The following is a 22,396-nucleotide window of genomic DNA, read 5'->3' on the forward strand; positions in this document are numbered from 1 at the left end:
CGCCGCTCATCGGCGGAATAGAAGAAGAAAGCCGGCCTGTGGCCGGCTTTTTTCATTAGCGGGAATAGCGGGCGGTGGACAGCTCGATGATCTTCTCGATGAGCTGGTCGTATTGCAGCCCCGACTGCGCCGCCGCCCGCGCGAACTCGCTGCCCGCCTCGAGGTAGCAGTTCGGGTTCGCCTCGATTACGTAGATCTCGCCCGCGTCAGTGACGCGGAAATCGATACGCGCGTAGTCGCGCAGACGCAGCGCGTTGAAGGAATCCACCGCGATCTGCTGCATCGCCCCGATCAGCTCCTCGCCGACGTCCGCCGGGAACACCGACTTGGTGCCGGCGAACTCGGCGCCGGATTCATCGCCCTCGTCGCCCCACTTCGCGGCCCAGCTCGCGATGCGCGGCTTGTCCGCGGGGAAGCCGGAGAAATCGAGCTCGATCACCGGAAGTGCTTCCGGACTGGAGTTGCCGAGCACTCCCACGTAAAACTCGCGCCCCTCGATGAATTGCTCCGCGAGAACCGCGGACTGGTATTCCGTCTGCAGCGAGCTCATGGTCTCGAGCAGCTCCTTCACGTCGCGCACCACCGACTTGCCGGTGATGCCGAGCGACGCGTCCTCCTGCGGCGGCTTGACGATGAGCGGGAACTCGACGTCGCCTGCCCAATCCACGGCGCCGCGGAAAACCGTCGCGAACTTCGGCGTGAGGATGCCGTGGAACGACAGCACCTTCTTGGTCAGCGTCTTGTCGCCCGCCACGATAAGCCCCGCCGGACTCGAGCCAGTGTAGCGCAGGTCGAGCAGGTTGAGCAGCGCCGCCACGTTGGATTCGAGCGCGCTGCGGCCGCCGAACGACTCGCACAGGTTGAACACCAGGTCGGGCGGCGTCTGGGCCAGCGCCGTCACCACGGGCTGCACCTTGTCGTCCACGACGATCCGCGACGGCTCGTGCCCGAGTCGCGCAAGTGCGCCCTCGATCTGCTCGAGCACAGGATCCAGCGGGTGCTCGAGCGCGTCCTGCGTGTGCAGCAGTGTGACCTTCATTCGCCCGGGTGCTCTCCGGTGAAGTCGTCGGTGTACCGGTAGTTCATCACGACCGCGGTGCCGAACGCGGTGAGCTCGATGAGGGTGGACGCCTCGCGTCCGCGCACCGCCAGCTGCAGCTGGTCGGCCCGGCCCGCGATCAGATCCACGAACTTGCGCACCACCGCCGCCGGCTCGCCGGTCCAGTACGCGATCCGGCTCACGATCTCGCGGCGGTGAGCCCTGATGAACTCGCCCGCGCGCTCCTTCTCCGGCATCTCCGCGAGCTTGCCGAACAATGTGCGCAGGTCACCATCGAAGATACGGGGATCGCTCACCGGCAGCGGATCGTCCATGTCGCGATAGTGCTCCGCGACGGTGTACCGCATGGCGGCGACCGGGAGATCGTCGTCGGTCAGGTCGGGGACCTCCGGCTGCTCCTGTCCGACGTCGCGCATCACTCTGTCGACGTACTCCAGCTTTCGGAGCGCGCCCCACCCCTCGTACTCCCCGCGCCAATCGATATCCGGTGTGAGCCACACCGCGAACGTCTCCGCGAAATCCTCGTCGGGGTGCTTCTGCGCGTACCACCCGAGAATGTGCCGGACGTAGTGGTGCGTGAACGGATCGGACCGGTACCGGTCGCGATACGGCCGCGAGTACGGGCCGAACGTCTCGTGCCAGTCGGCGCGATCGTGCAAGCGGTAGGCGTAGTTGAACGCGTGCCCGGCTTCGTGCCGGAGAAACCGCATCACGTCGTTCTCGCTCTCGATCTCGAGCGCGAAGTCCTCCTCGATTCGTGCCAGGCGCGGGTCCGCGAGATAGAACGGCACGCCGATCAGCGGGGTGCCGTCAGGGCAGCCCCACTGGTCGCTGAGATAGACCGGAGGCCGGAACGCGAGACTGCGCTGATCGAGCTCGACGTACAGCTGTGTAACGAGCTTCTCCAGCACGGTGCCCTCGAGTGAGAGACCGATGTCGGAGATCCGCTGGGAAAGGAGCCGCTCGCGCTCGACGTCCCAGTCGCTGTCAGAGGTCACGAGGTCGCCTATGGGCAATGGTCATACCGCCCAAGGATGCGAAAAACCCCGTCGCTTCGCACGACAGGGTTTGCGGGCTCGTGGATTTGGATCGGCGAGCCGACCCTATCCTATAGTAGTGGCGTCAGGCCGCCCGGACCTTGGGGCGTGCCGTCTCCACCGGCGCTGGCCCCCAGACGTACTCGAGGACCACCGGAACCGGCTCGGATCGCTCGCCGCAGGAGATGACGATCCCGATCGGCTCGAATGCTTCAGACTTGACACTGGTTTTCTTCATGGCGCCTTGTGGGTGGTGTGTTCGCCCCCATAAAGGCACGCCCGGTGCCAGGTATGCCGTTTCGATTAAATCCTTGGTGCAAAAAGAGTTAGGCTAAACCGCGCTTTCCTGGGACTCGCCAAAGTGTCGCAAAAGGACACATTTCGCCCAGGGTGGTGTGTCGAAACGCTACGCGACGGCCTTCCGAGCCAGGAAGCTGCGAGCCGTTCCGCTCTCGCGCTCGACCGCCACGGCCCACCCCGAGTACCGCGCTCGCAGCTCGTCGACAGTGAGCGAGGCGTCGCCGTTGAGGATGGTCTCGAACAGGTGGACCCCGCCGGCTTTGGTTGCGACCTGCAATGATTCGATGACCCGGGTCCGGTCGTGCGGTGTCAGGGCAGACAGACTTTCGCTCGGGCAGACGACGGCCGTGAGAGGTTTGGGCGACCAGCTGCCGAGGTCCGCGACGCAGGCGTCGATGCGCGAGTTGAGCCCGGCGGCAGCCGCGGCGGCTATCACGCGGTCGACGCAATCCTCCTCCTCGTTGATCGCCGTCACCGCGAAGCCGTGCGCGGCGAGATAGATCGCGGCGCGCTCACATTCGGCGCCGGTGACGAGCACGTGCGCGTCGGACCCCGGCCGGATCTCGCGCACGAGCGGTCCGTCCGGCGCGATGCCCCACGTTTCCGGCTTGCGATACTCGGCCAGTCGCTTGAGCCGCTTGCGCTGCCACGTGCTGTATTTCGGCAGCTTGATTCTGCGCGCGATGAGCCGGTCGACTTCAGCGCAGAGCGACAGCTCTTCCGGCTCGTATTGCGCCTGCGAGCGCAGAGCGGCGACGGCTTCGTCGGCGATGCCGAGCAGGGAATACCGCGAGACCGAGTCCTTGTAGCGCTCGATCTCGGACTCGACGAACACCTGGTATTCGTGTTTTAGAGAGCGGAGCATGTGCTGGTGCATCGGCGCTTCCGAAAAATCCAAAGGTAGGACAGTCGGCGGGTGACGCAAGTAAAATAACCGACGACCTCAGTCGACAGCCTGCACCAGCGCGCCCTTGATGTAGCCCGTCTCCGGAATGGTCAGTATCTCGGGATGGTCCTCGGGCTGGCCCGTCGTAGCACGGAGCGCGAGCGTCCGGCCTGAATCCGCCGCGGCGTCCCGCAGCATCTCGAGGAAAAGCTCCCTGCTCAAGTGAAAGCTGCAGCTCGCCGTGAACAGGTAGCCGCCCGGGGCGAGCAGCTTCATGCCGCGCAGGTTGATCTCCTTGTAGCCGCGCAGCGCGCCGGGCAGCGACTGCCGCGTCTTCGCGAACGCTGGGGGATCGAGCACGACGGTGTCATACCGCTCGCCGGCCGCCTCGGCCGCGCGCAGGAAATCGAACGCGTCCGCCTCGGCGAAGTTGATGTTGCCGAATCCGTTGAGCTCCGCGTTAACGCGCGCGCGCTCGAGCGCCGGTGCGGACGAGTCGAGCGCGGTGACGCTGTCGGCGCCGGCCGCGAGATGCAGCGCGAACGAGCCGTGATAGCTGAAGCAGTCCAGCGCGCGGCCCCGCGAGACCTTGCCGGCGAGGGCGCGGTTCTCGCGCTGATCGAGAAACGCGCCGGTCTTCTGACCGTCCCAGGGCGCGGCGAGATACCGCACGCCGTTTTCCAGCACCTCTATCTCGCGCGGAACGTGCCCGTGCAGGGCTTCGACGTTGCGGGCCAGTCCCTCCTTCGTGCGCACGGGCACGTCGTTGCGCGCGAGTATGCCGGCCGGCTCGATCAGGTCGATCAGCGCGTCGACTATCTCGTTCCGGAAGCGATCGACCCCCGCGCTCAGCAGCTGCACGACCACGTGTTCGCCATACCGGTCGCACACGAGCGAGGGACAGCCATCCGCCTCTCCATGGACGAGACGGTACGCGGTGGCGACGGACGAGACGCCCGTGCGCCGGCGCACGGCGTCGCCGATGCGGCGGTGCCACCACGCCCCGTCGATCTCGGCCAGCGGGTCCCGGTCGAGCATGCGGAGGGAGATCTCCGACTTCGGGCTCCAGAGCGCGACGCCGATCGGCCGCCCTCGGGCGGATTGCACGCGCACGGCGCCGGCCGCCGAGTCCGGGCGCTCGAGCAAGTCGCTGCGGAAGATCCACGGGTGCCCCGCGGCCCAGCGCTGCTCGGCCCTGCGATTCACGGTTACGGAGTCCACGAGCGGAAGTTAGCGCGGCAGTCGGCGGGACGCGGTGCGTCGTTTCTTGCACTGGAACGTCAACCGATGCTTCCCGTTTTCCAATTCGCCGTTGGCGCCGCCGCGGCGCTTCTGCTCATGCGCCAGCGGCGCACTTACACCCAGGCGCTCCGGCTCGGGTCCGCCATGCTCGAGACGCTGTTGAACGCGATCGACGCGAACGACGAGGATACCGGCCGGCACGTGCGACGCGTCGCTCAATACGCTCTGGAGCTGGCCGATGCCGCGGGGCTTTCCGAGCACGAGAAGCACAGCGTGGAGCGAGTCGCGCTGTTTCACGACATCGGGAAGATCCACGAGGCGCTGTTCGACATTCTGCACGATACCTCGCGGCTCTCGCCGGAAGCGCGCCGGGCCGTCGAAACTCATCCCGCGCGCGGCGCCAAGGTACTCGAGCCGCTGCACGCCTTCTATCCAGATCTGCCGGCGGGCGTGCTCGCGCACCACGAGCGGTGGGACGGGACCGGCTATCCGCGGGGGTTGAAGGGAAGACGCATTCCGCAGACCGCGCGGATAGTGGCGATCGTGGACGCGTTCGACGCGATCACGCACGGTCGCCGGTACAGCCGCGCCCTCAGCCTCGCGCGGGCGCGCGAGGCGCTGCTGGCCGGACGCGGCACGCAGTTCGATCCCGATTTCGTGGATCTATTTCTCTCGCCCATGGTGCAGGAGTGCGTGGCCGACATCAGGCTCGCGCCTGGCGGACGCGGCCGAGCGAGCAACCGGCGCGACGAGCGCGCTCAGTCCGCGCCGGATCTCATCTTTCGATGGCGGCCCGCAACGCCCGCGCGGCGGCCTCCACGTCGTCGGCGCCGAACAACGAGCTGACGGCGGCTACTCCCGCGAGCTCGGGACAGCCGGCCAGCAGCCCGCGCACGTTCGCGGTTGTGATTCCGCCTATCGCGACCGCCGGCACGCCCGCGAGACTCTGCAGCTCGGCGATTTCCTTCAGCGACAGCGGCTCGCCGGCATCTGTCTTGGATGGCGACGCGAACGCGGGACCTATTCCGACGTAATCCGCGCCGCGCGCCGATGCGAGCTCGGCGCGCGAGCCGAGCGAAGCGCCGATGATGAAAGACGGCGGCGCGAGCTCGCGGATCGAAGCCACCGGAAGGTCGTCGGAGCCGAGATGCACTCCGGCCGCGCCGGCCATGATCGCGACGTCCGCCCGGTCGTTGACCACCACCGGTACGGACAGCGTGGACACGAGGTGCCTGACGAGCTCCACGAGCTCGCCCGACGAGGTCCGCTTCGCCCTGGCCTGCACCATCGTGGCGCCCCCGCGCACCGCGGCCGCAACGCGCGCAATCCACGCGTCGTGATCCGCTCCCGGCTCGTCGGTTACCGCGACGAGCCGCAGCGAGTCAGCGCTTGCGCGGTCCAGCCGGCGTTCCCGGAGTTTCCGGCGCCGCGCGCGCGCTGGCGGCGGCGCGGCGATTGCTGTCGGCGCGCAGCATCGCCCGAACCGCGTTGTGCTCGTCGAGCGTGCGGCGGAATTCGTGGTGTCCGTCCGGATACGCCACGAAGTACAGATAGTCCGCGCTGTCGGGAAACAAAGCGGCGCGCAGGCTCTCGCCACCCGGCGACGAGATCGGGCCCGGCGGAAGTCCCGGGTACTTGTACGTGTTGTACGGCGAGTCGATCTCCAGGTCCTTGAACGTCACGCGCTCGGCGTGCACGCCGCGGGCGTACTGCACGGTGGGATCCGCCTGCAGCGCCATCCCGATCCTGAGGCGGTTGTGGTACACGGCCGAGATGATCGGGCGCTCCCGCGGCAGCCGGGCTTCCTCCTCGATGATGGAAGCGAGCGTGACGATCTCGTGTCTGGTCATCGCCAGCTCCGTGAGACGCGCGTTCCACGTGGAGTCCCACTCCTGCTCGAAGCGCCGCACCATCTCGCTCACCGCGAGCTTGGTGTCGGTCCCTTCCGGAAACGCGTACGTCGCCGGGAACAGGTAGCCCTCGAGCGTCGGCGTCGGCACGTCGAGCCGGCGAAGCAGCGCGGTGTCTTTCGCCGCGGCGATGACGGAGTCGGGCGGTACTTCGAGCGCATTGCCGACGAGGTCGGCGATCTGCGCGAGCGCCAGCCCTTCGGGGATCGTCACGCTGCGCACGAGCCCGCGTCCCCCGACCAGCGCCTTCATGATCTCGGGCCAGGGCGTGCCGCGCTTCATGAGATAAGTGCCGGGCTTGAGCGAGCGGTCGTTCCCGGCGATGCGCCCGTAGAGGCGAAAGCCGGTCGAAGTGGAGATCAGCCGCGCGGCCTCGAGCGATTCGGCGGCCACGCGCATCGACGACCCTTCCGGAATCACGACGCGGATCGGCGGCCCCTCGGGGCGGCTGCAGCCGAGCGCCAGCGCGAGCAGCAGGATGAGGCGAATCACGACGAGCTTTCCCGCGGCGCGGAATCGAGCGCGTACTGGAGGAGAATCGCGGCCGACAGCGAGTCGACGTCGCCCTTCCGGCCCCGCGTGCTTCCGCCCATCTCCCGCACCGTGCGCAGCGCGGCGGCGGTGGTGAAGCGCTCGTCGACGAGGCGCGTGGGCAGCCCGGTTCGCTTCTCCAGCTCGCTCGCGAGCGCGCGCACCTCGGCAGTGCGCCCGGTCTCGTTCCCGTCGCCGTCGAGCGGCAGGCCCAGCACGAACTCTCGCACGTTCAAATCGCGCGCGCGCACGACGATCTCGTTGACCGGCACGCGCTTGCCGCGCCGCCGCGCGATGAATCCCGCGGGCGCCGCGATCATCCCGGACGGATCGCTCACGGCGATGCCGATCCGCCGCTCGCCATAGTCTATGCCCATCACGCGTCGCTCCTCCGCGGCTTCAGCCACCCTGCGCCATCTGCGCGAAGAACTCCTGGTTGTCCTTGGTGCGCTTCATCTGCTTGAGCAGGAACTCGATCTGCTCCGCCTCCGGCATGTCCGACAGGAAATTGCGCAGGAGGAACACGCGGTTGATCTCGGCCTGCGTCAACAACAGCTCCTCCTTTCTCGTGCCCGACTTCAGGATGTCCACCGCCGGAAAGATTCTCCGGTCGGCGATCTTGCGGTCGAGCACCAGCTCCATGTTGCCCGTCCCCTTGAACTCCTCGAAGATCACGTCGTCCATGCGCGAACCCGTCTCGACGAGCGCGCTCGCGATGATCGTGAGCGACCCGCCACCCTCGATGTTTCGCGCCATTCCGAAGAAGCGCTTCGGCTTGTGCAGCGCCGTCGCCTCGACGCCGCCCGAGAGAATCTTCCCCGAGTGCGGCGCCACGGTGTTGTGCGCCCGCGCCAGCCGTGTGATCGAGTCGAGCAGAACGACGACGTCCCGCCCATGCTCGACCAACCGCTTCGCCTTCTCCAGCACCATGTCGGCGACCTGGACGTGCCGGTCGGCCGGCTCGTCGAAGGTCGAACTGATCACCTCCGCGCGAATCGCGGTCGCGATCATCTCGGTGACCTCTTCCGGCCGCTCGTCTATCAACAGGACGATTATGGTCACCTCGGGGTGATTTTCCGCGATCGCGTTGGCGATTTTCTCGATTAGAATCGTCTTGCCGGCCCGCGGCGGAGCTACGATGAGCCCGCGCTGTCCCTTCCCGATCGGCGCGATGATGTCGACGACGCGCATGCTGAGATCCCCGTCGCTCGTCTCCAGCCGGAGGCGCTCGTCAGGGTACATCGGACGCAGGCTGTCGAACGGGACCCGGTCCTTCGCGCGCTCGGGATCGTCGCCGTTGATCTGCTCGACCTTGAGCAGCGCGAGATATTTCTCCCACGGCTTCGGCGGGCGGACCTGGCCGTACACGCTGTCGCCCGTCCGGAGATTGAACCGCTTGATCTGCGAGGGCGAGACGTAGATGTCGTCGGGCCCCGGGAGGTAGTTCCAGGTCTGGCTGCGCAGGAATCCGTAGCCCTCCGGCAGCAGCTCGATGACGCCGTCGCCGCGCAGCGTGATCTTCGTGTCGAGCAGACTCTGCTCGATCCGGAAGATCAGCTCCTGCTTGCGCAGCGTGCCGACGTTCAGGATCGCGAGACCGTCGGCCATCTGCTGCAGCTCCGGCACCGATTTGCGCTTCAAGTCGGAGATGTCGACCTGCGGGGGAGTTGTCGTCATGACGAGCGCGAGGCGCTCACGGATTCAGGGGAGGAGATTCGTCGCGGGGAGGGGAGTCGTGCGGGTACCAGAGGAGGAAGCAGGTTCAGTGCCTCCGAAGCGCCGAACCTACGTCAGCCCGGCGTCGGGGTCAAGCTACAACCTGATGTAGCGGAACGGATTCTTCTTGATGTCCGCCATCAGCTCGTCGAGCTGCCGGCGGAGCTCGGCCAGCTCGTTCTGCACCGCTTTGTCGTTCATCGCCCTGCCGGCGGTTCCGCGCGCGTCCGCGAGCGAACGTTGCAGCAACGCGACTTCGTCCCGCAGGCCGCGCAAGGACGCGACCAGTGTCGTGTCGCGACGGAACTTGCCGACCGTGCCCCGGTCGGACGTGATCAGCAGCCGGAGCGAGTCGACGTCCGAGCGGATCGCGCCGAAGCGGGCGCCGAACTTCGGATCGTTCATGATCATGCCGACCGTTCCGCCCCCGCGCGTGAGCCGCGCGTTGAAGCGGGAGAAATCCGCACCCACCCGGCCGATGTCGCGCGGCCCTTCGACGGCCATGGCGCCGAACGTGCCGCGCGCCGTCTTCATGTCTTCCATCACCGCGGTCACCTCGCTCTTCAGCGCACCGAAGTCCCGGCTGACGGCGGCGAGCTGCGCCAGCACGCCTTCCGACTGGCGGAACGCGCCCGCGTACAGCGTGTCGCCCGGCCGTGCCGGGGGCGCGGTGCTCGATCCCGCGCCGATGCCGAGAACCGGCGTGCCGAGGAACGTGCCGAGCGGGGCGATCTGCACCGGAGAATCCCTGCGGATGAGCGGCAGCGCGCGCTGGAGCACGGCGGTCTTGATCAGGAGCCGCTCGGTGGTGTCCGTCGAGGGCGGCCGAAAGACGATGCTCTCGATCTTGCCCACGCTCTTGCCGGCCAGATAGACGTCGCCGCCTTCCAGCAGCCCGCCCGTCTCGTCCGCCGCGACGTACAGCGTCACCTTCTTGCCGCGGATGCCGCCGACCTCGGCGAACATGAGCACGCCGCCGACGATCGCCACGACCGCGCCGAGTCCGATCAGCCCGATCGCGAGCTCGCGCCAGCGGATTACTTCGGCCATGCAGCCACTATCGCCTCACCCATCCGCGCCATCGTCAGGTTCGGCTCGTTGTCCAGGATCCATCTCCTGTCGGCGCCGATGGCTGGGACTGAGCACCCGCCGGGACGGGCGAGACCAGGACGACGCCCAGCGCGAGCGCTCGAAGTCTACGGCAGCACTTGGCTGCTCGCTGATGGCTGCTGGCTATTGGCTCCAAATGCGCGCGGCGGGACTCGAACCCACGACCTTCTGCTCCGGAGGCAGACGCTCTATCCAACTGAGCTACGCGCGCGAAGATCGGACGGGAAGGGACTCTCATTCTAGCGGTTATTGGGCGTGGAATCAACGCGCGTGGCACGATTAAGTTTGCCGCATGCACGCAGCCAAGCGCAAACACATCACGGTCATACGGGGCGACGGGATCGGCCCGGAGGTCGTCAGGGCCGCCCTCCGTGTCATCGAGGCCGCGGGAGTGGACCTGGAGCTGGACGAATGCGAGGCCGGCGCCAAGGTGTTCGCCAGGGGCAACGCCACCGGAGTGCCGCAGGAGACCATCGATTCCGTCACGCGGACCTGCGTACTGCTCAAGGGGCCGCTGGAGACCCCCATCGGGTACGGGGCGAAGAGCGCCAACGTCACCCTCCGCAAACTGTTCGAGACGTTCGGCAACATCCGGCCGGTGCGCACGCTCCCGGGCGTGAAGACGCCGTACAGCGACCGGAACCTCGACATCGTGATCGTGCGCGAGAACGTCGAGGACCTGTACTCCGGCGTCGAGCACATGCAGACGCCCGGCGTGGCGCAGTGCCTCAAGCTGATCTCGCGCAACGGCTGCGAGAAGATCGTGAAGCTCGCGTTCGAGTTCGCGCTGGCGGAGGGACGCCACGTCGTGCACTGTGCCACGAAGGCGAACATCTTGAAGTTCACCGAGGGAATGCTGCAGCATGCCTTCGAGGACATCGCGCCGGATTATCCGGCGATCGAAGCGAAGCACATCCTGGTGGACAACTGCGCGCACCAGCTCGCGATGCGGCCCGAGCAGTTCGACATCATCGTTACGACGAACATGAACGGCGACATCCTCAGCGATCTCACTTCGGGGCTCACGGGCGGGCTCGGCTTCGCGCCGTCGGCGAACATCGGCAGCCGCGTGTCCATCTTCGAGGCCGTGCACGGCTCGGCGCCGGACATCGCGGGGAGGAACGTCGCGAACCCGACGGCGCTGATCTTCAGCGCCGCGATGATGCTCCGGCACATCGACGAGGGTCGGGCCGCCACGGCGATCGAGCACGCGGTGGTCTACACCTTCGAGCAGGGGGTGCACACCGGCGACATGCTCGGCACCGGGAATCCCGTCTCGACCACCGGATTCGCAGACGCGGTGATCGCCAACCTCGGCAAGCACTCCTCCATCAGCAACCAGCGCAAGCACGGGCACTTCAAGGTCCCCCCGATGGTCGAGTCGGTGGAGTTCGTGAAGCCGAAGACACGCCGAGTCGTCGGCGCCGACGTCTTCGTCGAGTCGCTGCTCCAGCCGGGCGAGCTCGGGAGAAAGGTCGAGGCGCTCGTGGCGGACAGCTCGCTAAAGCTCGCCGGGATCGCCAATCGCGGCACCGCCGTGTATCCCGAGGTGGAAGCCAAGGTCGGACTGGTGGACCACTATCGCTGCCGGTTCGTGTCGCGCGCCGAGGGCAAGGACGTCGGCGACGCGCAGCTGATCGACCTGCTCCAGCGCCTCGCCGGCGACCTGATGTGGATGCACGTGGAGAAGCTGCAGCAGTTCGACGGCGAGGACGCGTTCAGCAAGTCCGCCGGCCAGGCGTAGCGCGCGATGCCGGACTGGGTCTGGCGCTCGTTCCCTGAGCTCACCGCGGACGAGCTGTACGACATCTTCGCGCTGCGGCAGACGGTGTTCGTGGTCGAGCAGAATTGCGCGTATCTTGATGCCGACGGTTGGGACCGCCGGTCACGCCATCTCTACGCGCGGGACGCGTCCGGATTGATGATCGCGTACCTGAGGCTCGTCGAGCCGGGGGTGAAATACGCCGAGCCGTCGATCGGCCGCGTGATCACCCACCCGAGCGTACGGCGGACCGGGCTTGGCCGCGAGCTGATGCTGGAGGGTCTGCGCGGCGCGGAGCGATATTACCCCGGCGCGGCCGTGCGCATCGGGGCGCAGCGCTGGGCGGAGCGCTTCTACCGCTCGCTCGGATTTGAGTGCACCGGCCACGAGTACATCGAAGACGACATTCCGCACGTGGAGATGCTTCGGCGGTAATCCTGAACGGGAGGATCACAAGGTGACTGAGCACACTTACGACCGGCGCGCGTTCATGGAATACTTCGCCGCCGCGGGGCTTGGCTCGACGCTGCTTCCCGGGGTCCTGTGGTCGCAGGTGGCTGCCGGCGCCGAGATCACGGCCGCGACGATCAAGTGCGCGGAAGAGATCGCCGGGCTCAGCTTCGACGATGACGAGCGCGAGATGATGGTCGCCGGTCTCCGAACCAACGAGTCGCGGATCCGCGAGCTGCACGAGATCGAGCTGGCCAACAGCGAGTCGCCGGTGCTCACGTTCAATCCGCTTCCGCCGGGAAAAGGCCTGCCGCCCGAGCCGCGGCGTGTCGCTCGGCCGAACGCGAGACCGCGAGCGGTTCCGCGTGACCTCGAGGATCTCGCCTTCGCTTCGATCGCGGAGCTCGCCGCTCTCGTCCGCGCCCGGCGCGTCACCGCGACGCAGCTCACCGACATGTATCTCGCGCGGATCAAGCGGCTCGATCCGTCGCTGCATGCGGTCATCACGCTCACCGAGGAGCGGGCGCGCGCGCAGGCGCTGGCCGCCGATCAGGAGATCGCGCGCGGCAGGTACCGCGGTCCGCTACACGGCATTCCGTGGGGAGCGAAGGATCTGCTCGCCGTGCGCGGCTACAAGACGACGTGGGGCGCCGGTCCGTATCGCGAGCAGGTAATCGATCAGGACGCGACGGTGGTACAGCGGCTCGACGCCGCCGGCGCCGTGCTCCTCGCCAAGCTCTCGCTCGGCGAGCTCGCGCAGGGAGACGTGTGGTTCGGCGGAATGACGCGGAATCCGTGGAAGCTCGATCAGGGGTCCAGCGGCTCGTCGGCCGGCCCCGCTGCCGCGACGAAAGCCGGGCTCGTCGCATTCTCGATCGGGAGCGAGACGCTCGGCTCGATCTCTTCGCCCTCCACGCGCTGCGGAGTCACGGGGCTCCGCCCGACGTACGGCCGCGTGCCGAAGACGGGCGCGATGGCGCTGTCGTGGACGATGGACAAGCTCGGGCCGATCTGCCGGAGCGCCGAGGACTGCGCGCTCGTGCTCGAGGCGGTCAGCGGCGGGGACGGAGCGGACGCCGGCGCGATCGCGCCCCGGTTCGTTCCGGATTGGCGGCTGCGCGCGCGCGACGTCAGAATCGGATACTTCAAGGGCGCGTTCGACGTGCCGGAGCGCGACGCGGCGAACCAGGAGCGCATCCTCCATTCAACGAAGACGTTCGACGACGCGGCCCTCGACGTGCTGCGCGGACTCGGCCTCGCGCTGATTCCAGTCGAAATGCCGCAGCTGGCGTACGACGCGATGCGAATCGTGCTCACCGCCGAGGCCGCGGCGGCGTTCGACTCCCTCACGCGGTCGAATCGCGACGACGAGCTGGTGCAGCAGACCCGGAACGACTGGGCGAACACGTTTCGCGTCGCGCGCTTCATCCCCGCGGTGGACTACATCAACGCCAACCGGCTGCGGGCCCGCGCGATCGCGGAATGGGACAAGCTGTTCGCGACCGTGGACGTGATCGTCACGCCGACGTCGGTCGCGGGATTCCCCCAGCTCGTGGCCACGAACCTCACGGGCCATCCGGCCGTCATCCTGCCGCACGGCTTCCGCGCGGACGGTACCCCGGTCTCGCTGACCTTCCTCGGCGCATTATTCGGCGAGGCGAAGCTCGTTGCCGTAGCCCGGGCGTATCAGGCGGCAACGGCTTTTCACCTTCGCCGGCCCGCTCTATAACCTTTCCCTCGGCTAGGCCGAGGTGCGCAGCTCCAGCTTTCTCGCCAGCTCGCTCGGATACGGCGCTTCGTAGATGTCCTCGCGGGTCCACGGCAGCTCCGACTCGCCGTCCGCGCGCGGCTTCGACAGCAGCGTCTGGATGATGTTGAGTTTGCCCGCGTGGAACCGCTGGGCCCCCGCGGACATGTACAGCCGCCACACCCGGTAGGTACGCTCGCCGACGAGATCGATCGCGCCGTCGCGGTTATTCTCGAGCGCGCGGATCCAGTGCCGGAGCGTCAGCGTGTAGTGCTCGCGCAGACTCTCGACGTCGCGCACCTCGAACCCGCTCTGCTCCGCGCTCGCGATCACGTGCGCCGCGGGCACCAGCCGCGCATCCGGGAAGACATACCGCTGAATGAACTCGCCGCGCTTCCAAAGCCTGGCGGCAATCTTCGACGCGACCGGCTCGCCGTGCGCCTGGTCGACGCTCACCTCGCAATGGTTGAGGAACGCTCCGCCGGGCCGAAGGAGGGCGTTCGCCCGGGCGAAGTACGCGGGCTGCTCATCCGCGGGCACGTGCTCAGTCACGCCGACGGAGGCGATCTTGTCGAAAGTCTCGCCGGCCGGCAGATCGCGGTAGTCGCGGACTTCTACTCTGCATTGCCCCGCGAGTCCCTCCATGCGGATGCGCTCCCGTCCCCACGCCGCCTGCGATTCGCTGAGCGTGATCCCCAGAGCTTCGACGCCGTAGTTCTTCGCCGCGTACCGCACGAGGCCACCCCAGCCGCAGCCGATGTCCAGCAGACGGTCGCCCCGCTTCAGCCGCAGCTTCCGGCAGATGTGCTCGAGCTTGTCGAGCTGGGCCAGCTCGATGCTCTCGTCGCCGGTCCTGAAGTACGCGCAGGTGTACAGCATCATCGGGTCGAGCCAGAGCGCGTAGAACTCGTTGCTCACGCCGTAGTGGAACTCGATTGCCTGCGCGTCGCCGCGCCGCCGCCGCGCGAGGGAGCCGGCCACGCGCTGGAACCGTGACTTCGCGACGTCGGGGTGATCGTCGGCGGGGAGCGCGATGATCTTCCGCGCGAGCCGCGCGATCGTCCGGCCGTCGCGAATCCGCCGCTCCACCTCATCTCCAAGGCCGACAGCCGATTCCAGATCGCCCTCGACGTCGAGATCGCCGGAGATGTACGCGTCCACGATGGACAGCTCGTTGGGCGGGAAGAGCATTCGCCGCAACGCGCCGCGGCGCGAGATCACGAGCGTGAAGCGCGCGTCATCCGCGCGCCCGGAAGCCTCACTCGAGCCATCCCAGTAGCGGACGTCGAACGCCCGCGCGGCGGGCGGGCCGAATAGCGCGCCAACCACTTCCCGCGTGGCTGTCAGTCCGGTGTCCATATCGTGGGGCATCGGCATGCGTCCGTGGTGGAGCATAAAATGAACCGCGGCGGCGGTTTTCGATGACGGCTCGAGCCCTTCAAGATGATGGATTGCTTGATTTTGGCCGGCGTAGAAGCTTCTGTTTACGGGCAGATGCCCCCACGCCTCAGCAGCGACGCGACCCCGATGGTCGGGAGAGCGGCCGATCTGGCCGCGTTGAGCGGGTTGCTGACCGCCGCCGCGGGCGGCCAGGCCGGAGCTGTGTTGGTCGCGGGCGAAGGCGGCGTCGGCAAAACCCGGCTCGTCGAGGCCGTGGCAGATCGCGCGTCGAAGATAGGGTTCACCGTCGCCGTGGGCCGCGCGTATCCGGTGGAGACCGGCGTCCCCTACGCCGCGTTCGCCGACGCGCTCGTGCCGGTGTTGCGAGCGATGGAGCCCGCGCAGCTGACCGTGCTCTCACGCGGCGGAGCCGCCGAGCTGCGCCATCTATTCCCGAGCCTGGGTGCCGATGGCGACGGCGCGCGCGCCAACGCCGGCGCCGATCCGTCGGAGCTCAAGGCGCGCCTGCTCTGGAACTTCAGCCAGTTCCTCATTCGCTTCGCCGCCAAGAAGCCGGTCCTGCTCGTGCTGGAGAACCTACAGTGGGCGGACGCCTCCTCGCTGGAGCTGCTGCACTTTCTCGCGCGGCAGCCACGCGAAGGCGCGCGGATCGTTCTGATAGGCACGTACAACGAGTCGCAGCGCGACGCCAACGACGTATTGCGGACAACCGAGCAATCGCTCGCCCGGCTCGGCGCGATCACCGTGTACCACCTGGATGCGCTGGGTGAGGCGCAGGTGTCGGAGCTGCTGGCGGAGACGTTCGGCACGCCGCCGGCGCAGACCGCGAATTTCTCCCGGCTGCTGTACGACTGGACTCGCGGCAATCCGTTCTTCATTCAGGAGACGCTCAAGTCGCTGATCGACCGGGGGCTGCTCGTCGAGCGGGATGGCAAGTGGACCGGCTGGGAGACGGAATCGCTGGATCTGCCGCCGACGGTCCGCGAGGTGCTCGGCGCGCGGCTCGACCGGCAGTCGCCGCATGGGAAGACAATCGCGAATCTCGTCGCCGTGGTCGGCACACGCGCCGGCTATGATGTCCTGTGCGCGGTGAGCGGTCTCGCGGACGCGGAGCTGGTGGGCGCGCTCGACGAGCTCCGCTCCGCCCGCGTGCTGGTAGAGGCCGCGCGTGGCGAAGAGCTGGCCTACGACTTCGCGCACCCCATGCTGCGCGAGGTCCTGTACGCCGCGCTCGGCGGAGCCCGCGCCCGTCTGCTGCATGCGCAGGTCGCGCAATCGCTCGAGTCGTTGTACGGCCCGACCGCACCGGCGCATGCCGACGAGCTGGCCTTTCACTATTCGCGCGCGATGTCCCCCGAGCTCGCGCCCAAGGCGGTGAAGTATCTGACTGCCGCCGGCCGCACCGCGCTGGAGAAATACGCCAATCGCGAGGCGGCCGATTATCTCGCCGCCGCGCTCGAGCAGCGGGACCGGCAGGGAAGCGGCGATTCGACCAGCGAGCTGGTGACTACCCTCGCCCGCGCGCGCCAGCGGCTCGGCCAGTACGACGAGGCGATGGAGCTCTGGGCGCGCGCGCTCGCGGACGCGGAGCGGCGGGGTGATCGCGCCCTGGCCGCTTCGGTGCGGCACCGCATGGGGCTCGCGTGTTACTGGACCGGCCAATCGGAGAAAGCGCTCGAGCATTACGCGGCGGCGCTGGAGGCGGCGGCGGAGATCGCCGATCCCGCCATGGTCGTGCGCATTCGCCTGGGGCGCAGCATCTGCGCGCAGGATGCGGGGCGGTTCTCCGACGCCGCGGCCGACGTGAACGCGGCGCTCGCCGAGGCGGAGCGCACGGGGAATCCCGCGCTCACCGCGCGCGTGCACCGCGCGCTCCTGCTGCTGCACGCCTGGAGCGGCGATATCCCGCGCGCGCGGGAGCACGGCCGCAAGGCGGTGGCGCTGGCGGAAGAGAGCGGGCAGAAAGTGCTCGCGTGGTCGGCCCATTGGGGGATGGCCATGCTGGCAGGGCTCGACAGCGACGCGACGGGCGTCGTCGAGCACATCGGCGCGGCGTCGCGGCTCGCCGACGAGCTGCGCTCCCCGCTGCTGCCGCTGTGGACCGCCGAGCTGTCCGTGCAGTACGCGTCCGGTGTAGGCAACTGGGAGACGGGAATCGCCACGGGCGAGCGCGCGATCGCGCAGGCGCGCGCGCTGGCGCAAAAGACGCTGCTGCCACGGCTGCTCGTCTGGACCGGCACGATCCACCTCTGGCGCGGCGAGCACGCGCGCGCTCTCGAGATGTTCGAGGAGGCGTGGAAGAAGTCGGGCGCCGAGCGCGGGGCGGAACGCGCGGTGGACGTCCCCTCGGTGGTGCCGGCGCACCTCGGGATGGCCGCGTACCATCTCGCGACCCGCAATTACGCCGAAGCCGTGAAGGTCGGCGAGGCGGGTCTCGCCATCGCGGACCGCGCGGGCCATGTAGTGTGGGCGGTCCAGTGGCTGCTGCCGCTCGTCACCGAAGCGGCGCTGTACAATGCCGATTTCGCCACCGCCGAGAAGCACTGCGCGCGCCTGCGCAACGAATCGATGCGACTGAACCACCGGCTCGCGGCCGCGTGCGCCCAGGCGGGCGAAGGCCTGCTGACGCTGTTGCGCGATCGCGATCCCGCGGGCGCGGCGAGGGAGCTGAAGGTGGCCGCGGAGCTGCTGGAAGAGCTGCAGTATCCGCACTTTGGAGCGAGGATGCGGCGGCAGTACGCCCGCGCTCTGGCGGAAGCGGGGGATCGCGAGCAGTCCGCCCGCGAGCTGCGTCGGGCGCACGATCTGTTCGCCCGGTTGGGCGCCGCCGCCGAGCTGGACGCCACGCGCGAGCAACTGCGCACGCTCGGGTTCCGGCCCCCCTCCAGGACGGTGGGCGAGGGCGCGGCCGGCCTCACCGCCCGCGAGATGGAGATCGCTCGGATGGTCGCGGCGCGGAAGGCGAACAAGGAGATCGGCGCGGCTCTCAAGATCTCCGCGCGAACGGTCAGCACCCACCTGTCCAACATCTTCTCCAAGCTGGACGTGGAGTCGCGCGGTGAGCTCGCCGACTACGTGCGGGAAAAGGGACTGCTCTAGCGCGCTTCGCTAAGCGGTCTTTTCGCTGGAAGACGCCGACCGGGCGGCCAGGTATCTCGTCAGCGCGAGCGAGTGCTGCCGGCGGTCGTGGGCGATCCGGTCGGCGAGCCTGGCCAGCGCGGGGTCGGGCGCCCTGGATTTGATCAGCTCGAACACCGCGCCGTCGCGCGCGGCATCGTCCAGCAGCCGCGCGATCCGTCCCGCGGCGTCTTCCGGCCGCTTGACCACTCCCTCCGGAGCTGACCGGCGATGCTGGTCCAGCTCGGCCTCCGCGATCGCGGGGGAGTACTCGGCTACATCCAGGTACGATCGCAGAGCGTGAAAGTGCTTCCAGCTGTCGTGCAGTTCCCGGGCGAGGAGCGCCGAGGCGACGGAATCTCCCGCCAGGGCGGACAGCAGGTGGCTGAGGCCCACCGTCCGACGCGCGGCCCTGAGCGCGGCGCGTCGCACCAGCATCAGCACTTCGGGGTCGCGCCCGGCCGCGGTAAGATCGGCCGTGCCCCAGTCTATGACGGATCCGACCGACCAGCTCGCTGGCGATCCCTTTTCGGTGGCGACCTGCAGCTCCATGCGATTCTCCTGTGGATGATCGAAGGGGAGTATCGCCGTCGGCGCAGCGCGGGTGAATGCGCCGAGTTACGTAGCATGCGGGGAGGATTTACGTAGCTCCGCCCCCGCGTCATGCCGGGGACGCGGTCGAGTACGGCTCGAGGCGTGCCTACGTCATCATGCGTATCGGATTCACGCGACTGCCACCGCACCCTTCCCGCCGAAGAGGTGAACCAAACTCACTTTCGGAGGAAGAATGCGAAAGTTCATGAAGGTGGCGGCGATCGCGGTGCTTGGCCTCGTTGCGGCGTGTGGCGGCGACGGCGACGGGATCAACGAGCCGGCTTCGATCGCCGGCACGTACAATCTCCAGACGCTCGACGGCCAGTCGCTTCCCGTGGTCGTGTTCGACGAGCCTGGATTCAGGCTGGAGATCGTTTCCGGGAACTTCGTTTTGGCCGCGAGCAGGACGTTCACTACGAGCGTCGTATTCCGGATTACCGAGGACAACGCGGTCACAACGGAGAGCGAGTCGTTTAACGGTACGTACACGGTAACCGGATCCACGGTGAACTTTACATATTCCGACGGTGATACCGACAGCGCGACGCTGGCGGGCAACACGCTGACATTCACCGACGGCGGCTCCACGGCGGTGTTTCGAAAGTAATTCGGACGCGAACGAGCGATTCGAGAGGCCGGACGCTGGCACCGGCATGCGAGTGCGGTGAGATTCTCCAGAGAGTCTCACCGCGCTCTTGCAAGAGGATGCCCCCATGCCGAAGCTGCTCGCGTTAGCTGCCGCCGGCGTGATGCTGGCCGCATGCCGGCAAAGCGATCGTGCGGAGGTACTCGTGCCGGATCCCGTTGCCGGACCCTACCTCCTCGTGACCATCCAGCAGAAATCCCTGCCCGCGATCCTGATCGAGGCGAACGGCTACAGGTTTGAGGTGCTCGCCGGAAGCTACGAGCTCGGCGCGGACGGGAGCTACGCCACATCTCTTACCGTCCGCGAGAGCATCGAGACCGTCACGACCCCCAACGTTGCTACCTACGATGAGCGCGGGTCGGGCGTGTATTCGGTCGCGGCGCAGATTGTGCGTTTCAAGGACACGCAGGGGCGCGAGTTTACCGGCCAGCTCGCCGGCGGAGTGCTCTCGTTCGGCGGCGATCTGCCGCGTGTCTACAGGAGATGATGCTCAGCGAGATAGGACCATCGGAGCCCCGGTATTGCGTCGGAAGCAAGCGTTGATGCGAGCGGCATGCAGGACGCGTCTGGTACTCTTCACGCTGCTGGCGTCCAGCTTCGCGCGGACCGCCTCGGCACAGGTTGCCGCGCCGGCGCCCGTGGACTCGTCGCCCGGCCTCACCGCGCTCATAGCTGAGGCGGCGCTCGTCAACGCGAGCGTGCCCGAGCGCCTGCGCGCGTACCGCGCGCGGCTCGAGACCGAGATGTCGCTGGTGATCGTCGACTCCGGTGGGCGGGAAAGAACCGCCCAGCTCGAGCAGATCGCGAGCGACGTCCGCTGGCGCGCGCCCGACCGGTACGACCAGCGGGTCGTCGGCTATCGCAACCAGGCGATCGGACCGACGTTCTCTCTCATGAGCATCTTCGGGGGCTGGACCACGCCGACGCTGTACGGCAACCGGCTGCAGCTCGGCGTGTCGTCCGCGAGCGGCAGTAGTCGCAGGTACGACACGGTCACGGGACTCGCGGTGCATCCGCTCGCGACCAACCGCGACACGTACTATCGGTTCGGCGGCGGTGACACCGCGGTGACCTTCTATTCGGCCAAGCAGCAGCGGATACCCATTGTCCGCGTGACGGTGACGCCTCGACCCGACGCGCCGGGTGATGCGGTTCTGCTGTTGGGCGAGATGTACATCGACGTCGAGCGCAAGCAGGTCGTACGGATTCGCGGGCGGCTCGTCGAGGTGGAAGATGGCAAGGTCACGATCAAGTCGGGCAGCCGCATCCCGGGCGTGAGCGGCGCGTCGTTCGTCGAGCTGGTCAACGTGGAAGTCGAAGGTGCTTACTGGCTGCCGGCGTACCAGCGCACGGAGCTGCAGGCGCGGATCGGGCCGTTCGGCGGGCTGCGCACGATCGTTCGGATCGTGTCGCGCTTTCACGACTACCGTCCCAACGATTCGACGTGGACGGGTCCGGAGGCGCCCCCCGGGGTCCGCCACAACCTGACGTTCGCGTCCTCCGCGGTGCAGCAGCGGTACGGCGGATGGACGCAGCCGATCGGCGCCGCGAGCACCGACGTGTACTTCTCGGAGTTCGACGACGTCGCGCCCGCGGAGTGGGCAACCCGCGGCCAGTCAACTGGAATCAGATTCGCGCCACGCTCTCTCGGCGAGGTGTTTCGCTTCAATAGGATCGAGGGGTTGTTCACCGGGATCGCGCTCGCGAAAGACTTCGGCGAGGCGGCTTCGGGAGTGACGGTCCGCGGCTCCGTGGGTTGGGCGTGGTCCGAGCAGACCGCGCGCGGAATGCTCGGCGCGCATCGCGCGCGCGGCGCGACCACGACGGGAATCCGGCTCGAGCGCGCGCTGGCGCACACCAATGATTTTCAGCCGCCGCTGTCCTGGGGCGCGACGATGGCCGCGCTCCTCGGCAGCACCGACGACTACGACTATCTCGACCGGCGCAGCGCGACGCTGTTCGTGAGCCGCACTCTCGGACTCAAGCGGCGATCGGTGGTCCGGCTCGAGGTTGGGCCCGGCTCAGACCGCGCGGTGGAGCAGAACATCTCGCGCGGACTGTTCGTCGCCGACGGCGAGGGATTCAGGCCGAACCGCGGAATCAGGGAAGGGAACTACGTCCGGACGATCGCGTCGCTCGAGCTGAATCCCGACGTGAGCGGGTTGTTCGTGGACCGCGGCATCGGCGGTCGCGTGAGCTACGACCGCGCCGATGGGGATCTCCGCTGGCAGCGCCTGGAGACGGGCGCCGCCGCGCGCCGCGAGCTTGGACCGTTTCAGCTGTATGCGCGCGCGGACGCCGGCACGCTGATCGGCGACCCCGTGCCGCAGGCGATGTTCGAGATCGGCCGGAGCGAAGGGCTGCGCTCGTACGGCTACAAGGAATTTGCCGGCGACCGCGCGGCGCTCGGCCGCGCGGTGGTCGGGTACACGCTGCCGTTACTCCGCGCGCCGATCCGGCTGCCGGGGCGGCTGATCGTGCCGGGCATCGCGCCCGGCATCGCGGCGGGAATCCACGCTGGCTGGACCGGCGTGTCCGGGCCGGAGGCGGAGGCGGCGCTGCTCGAGCTGGGCGCGGTGACGGATTCCGTCACCGGCGCGCTGGTGCCGCTGTCGCGCACGACCGACGGCGTGCGCGCCTCGGCGGAATTTCTCGTGACGTTTTTCAGCGGCGCGCTGGCCGTGGGCGTCACGCGTCCGATCGACCGCGCGGGCCCGTGGAAGTTCACCGGCCGGATCGGGCAGGGCTTCTAAGAAAAAAACCTCTGCAACGACCGTCGTTGCAGAGGCTCAATTTGCTAAAGTCGGGGCGACTGGATTTGAACCAGCGACCTCCTGCTCCCGAAACAGGAATGGGCTGAGACCGTATCTTTGCACGCGCAACTGCC

Annotated in this window: 20 protein-coding genes and 1 tRNA gene; 8 read left to right on the plus strand and 13 right to left on the minus strand. The window is 68.0% G+C overall.

Annotation, left to right across the window (positions count from 1 at the left end; all coding sequences use genetic code 11):
* Positions 1-55: 55 nt before the first annotated feature.
* From WEA80_11820 to WEA80_11840, 5 genes are all read right to left on the minus strand, one after another.
* Positions 56-1,039 carry an ATP-grasp domain-containing protein gene (locus WEA80_11820; GenBank protein ID MEX1187269.1) on the minus strand — a complete coding sequence of 328 codons (984 nt, stop codon included), beginning with the start codon at positions 1,037-1,039 and terminating at the stop codon, positions 56-58.
* The gene (locus WEA80_11825) at positions 1,036-2,058 is read right to left on the minus strand and encodes a hypothetical protein (protein ID MEX1187270.1); all 1,023 of its coding nucleotides are present in this window, start codon (positions 2,056-2,058) and stop codon (positions 1,036-1,038) included. The genes WEA80_11820 and WEA80_11825 overlap by 4 nt, the downstream gene beginning before the upstream one ends.
* A gap of 124 nt (positions 2,059-2,182) precedes the next feature.
* The gene (locus WEA80_11830) at positions 2,183-2,335 is read right to left on the minus strand and encodes a hypothetical protein (GenBank protein MEX1187271.1); all 153 of its coding nucleotides are present in this window, start codon (positions 2,333-2,335) and stop codon (positions 2,183-2,185) included.
* Between the two features lie 168 nt (positions 2,336-2,503).
* A complete protein-coding gene (locus tag WEA80_11835) occupies positions 2,504-3,274 on the minus strand; it encodes a hypothetical protein (GenBank protein ID MEX1187272.1) in 771 nt (256 codons plus the stop codon).
* A 66-nt stretch (positions 3,275-3,340) separates the two neighbouring features.
* A complete protein-coding gene (locus tag WEA80_11840; protein ID MEX1187273.1) occupies positions 3,341-4,504 on the minus strand; it encodes a class I SAM-dependent rRNA methyltransferase in 1,164 nt (387 codons plus the stop codon).
* 66 nt (positions 4,505-4,570) lie between these two features.
* Here WEA80_11840 and WEA80_11845 point away from each other — a divergent pair, with 66 nt between their 5' ends.
* Positions 4,571-5,371, plus strand: coding sequence for an HD domain-containing phosphohydrolase (locus WEA80_11845; GenBank protein MEX1187274.1), 801 nt, complete (start codon positions 4,571-4,573; stop codon positions 5,369-5,371).
* Here WEA80_11845 and thiE read toward each other — a convergent pair.
* The 6 genes from thiE to WEA80_11875 all read right to left on the minus strand — a co-directional run bounded on the left by thiE (position 5,301) and on the right by WEA80_11875 (position 10,003).
* Positions 5,301-5,981: a thiamine phosphate synthase gene (thiE, locus tag WEA80_11850; GenBank protein MEX1187275.1), complete on the minus strand. Its 681-nt coding sequence runs from the start codon at positions 5,979-5,981 to the stop codon at positions 5,301-5,303. The two genes, WEA80_11845 and thiE, sit on opposite strands and share 71 nt — an antisense overlap.
* Positions 5,908-6,927: an endolytic transglycosylase MltG gene (mltG, locus tag WEA80_11855; protein ID MEX1187276.1), complete on the minus strand. Its 1,020-nt coding sequence runs from the start codon at positions 6,925-6,927 to the stop codon at positions 5,908-5,910. Before mltG ends, thiE begins: the two co-directional genes overlap by 74 nt.
* Entirely contained in the window at positions 6,924-7,373 is a 450-nt protein-coding gene (ruvX, locus tag WEA80_11860) for a Holliday junction resolvase RuvX (protein ID MEX1187277.1), read from the minus strand. Before ruvX ends, mltG begins: the two co-directional genes overlap by 4 nt.
* On the minus strand, positions 7,366-8,643 hold the full coding sequence (rho, locus tag WEA80_11865) for a transcription termination factor Rho (GenBank protein ID MEX1187278.1): 1,278 nt from the start codon (positions 8,641-8,643) through the stop codon (positions 7,366-7,368). The genes ruvX and rho overlap by 8 nt, the downstream gene beginning before the upstream one ends.
* A 135-nt stretch (positions 8,644-8,778) precedes the next feature.
* The gene (locus WEA80_11870) at positions 8,779-9,732 is read right to left on the minus strand and encodes an MlaD family protein (protein ID MEX1187279.1); all 954 of its coding nucleotides are present in this window, start codon (positions 9,730-9,732) and stop codon (positions 8,779-8,781) included.
* A 197-nt stretch (positions 9,733-9,929) separates the two neighbouring features.
* Positions 9,930-10,003, minus strand: a tRNA-Arg gene (locus tag WEA80_11875).
* A gap of 81 nt (positions 10,004-10,084) precedes the next feature.
* On the opposite strand from WEA80_11875, the gene WEA80_11880 reads away from it, so the two are divergent.
* The 3 genes from WEA80_11880 to WEA80_11890 are packed head-to-tail and all read left to right on the plus strand — an operon-like array spanning position 10,085 to position 13,733.
* A complete protein-coding gene (locus tag WEA80_11880) occupies positions 10,085-11,536 on the plus strand; it encodes an NADP-dependent isocitrate dehydrogenase (protein ID MEX1187280.1) in 1,452 nt (483 codons plus the stop codon).
* A 6-nt stretch (positions 11,537-11,542) separates the two neighbouring features.
* On the plus strand, positions 11,543-11,989 hold the full coding sequence (locus WEA80_11885; GenBank protein ID MEX1187281.1) for a GNAT family N-acetyltransferase: 447 nt from the start codon (positions 11,543-11,545) through the stop codon (positions 11,987-11,989).
* Between the two features lie 22 nt (positions 11,990-12,011).
* Positions 12,012-13,733 carry an amidase gene (locus tag WEA80_11890; GenBank protein MEX1187282.1) on the plus strand — a complete coding sequence of 574 codons (1,722 nt, stop codon included), beginning with the start codon at positions 12,012-12,014 and terminating at the stop codon, positions 13,731-13,733.
* A gap of 12 nt (positions 13,734-13,745) precedes the next feature.
* Here WEA80_11890 and WEA80_11895 read toward each other — a convergent pair whose 3' ends face one another.
* Positions 13,746-15,122: a cyclopropane-fatty-acyl-phospholipid synthase family protein gene (locus WEA80_11895; GenBank protein ID MEX1187283.1), complete on the minus strand. Its 1,377-nt coding sequence runs from the start codon at positions 15,120-15,122 to the stop codon at positions 13,746-13,748.
* 123 nt (positions 15,123-15,245) lie between these two features.
* Between WEA80_11895 and WEA80_11900 the strand changes: the two genes are divergently transcribed.
* Positions 15,246-18,251, plus strand: a complete 3,006-nt coding sequence (locus tag WEA80_11900; GenBank protein ID MEX1187284.1) for an AAA family ATPase — start codon at positions 15,246-15,248, stop codon at positions 18,249-18,251.
* A gap of 9 nt (positions 18,252-18,260) precedes the next feature.
* On the opposite strand, the gene WEA80_11905 is transcribed toward WEA80_11900, so the two are convergent.
* The gene (locus WEA80_11905) at positions 18,261-18,821 is read right to left on the minus strand and encodes a hypothetical protein (GenBank protein ID MEX1187285.1); all 561 of its coding nucleotides are present in this window, start codon (positions 18,819-18,821) and stop codon (positions 18,261-18,263) included.
* A 235-nt stretch (positions 18,822-19,056) separates the two neighbouring features.
* Here WEA80_11905 and WEA80_11910 point away from each other — a divergent pair, with 235 nt between their 5' ends.
* The 3 genes from WEA80_11910 (at position 19,057) to WEA80_11920 (ending at position 22,262) form a co-directional block, all read left to right on the plus strand.
* Positions 19,057-19,470: a hypothetical protein gene (locus tag WEA80_11910; protein ID MEX1187286.1), complete on the plus strand. Its 414-nt coding sequence runs from the start codon at positions 19,057-19,059 to the stop codon at positions 19,468-19,470.
* A 106-nt stretch (positions 19,471-19,576) separates the two neighbouring features.
* Complete coding sequence (locus tag WEA80_11915; GenBank protein ID MEX1187287.1) at positions 19,577-19,996, plus strand: hypothetical protein; 420 nt, start codon at positions 19,577-19,579, stop codon at positions 19,994-19,996.
* Between the two features lie 55 nt (positions 19,997-20,051).
* Positions 20,052-22,262: a hypothetical protein gene (locus tag WEA80_11920; protein ID MEX1187288.1), complete on the plus strand. Its 2,211-nt coding sequence runs from the start codon at positions 20,052-20,054 to the stop codon at positions 22,260-22,262.
* Positions 22,263-22,396 lie beyond the last annotated feature (134 nt).

Source organism: Gemmatimonadaceae bacterium (assembly GCA_040882285.1).
In the GTDB taxonomy this organism is placed as follows: Bacteria; Gemmatimonadota; Gemmatimonadetes; order Gemmatimonadales; family Gemmatimonadaceae; genus JACDCY01.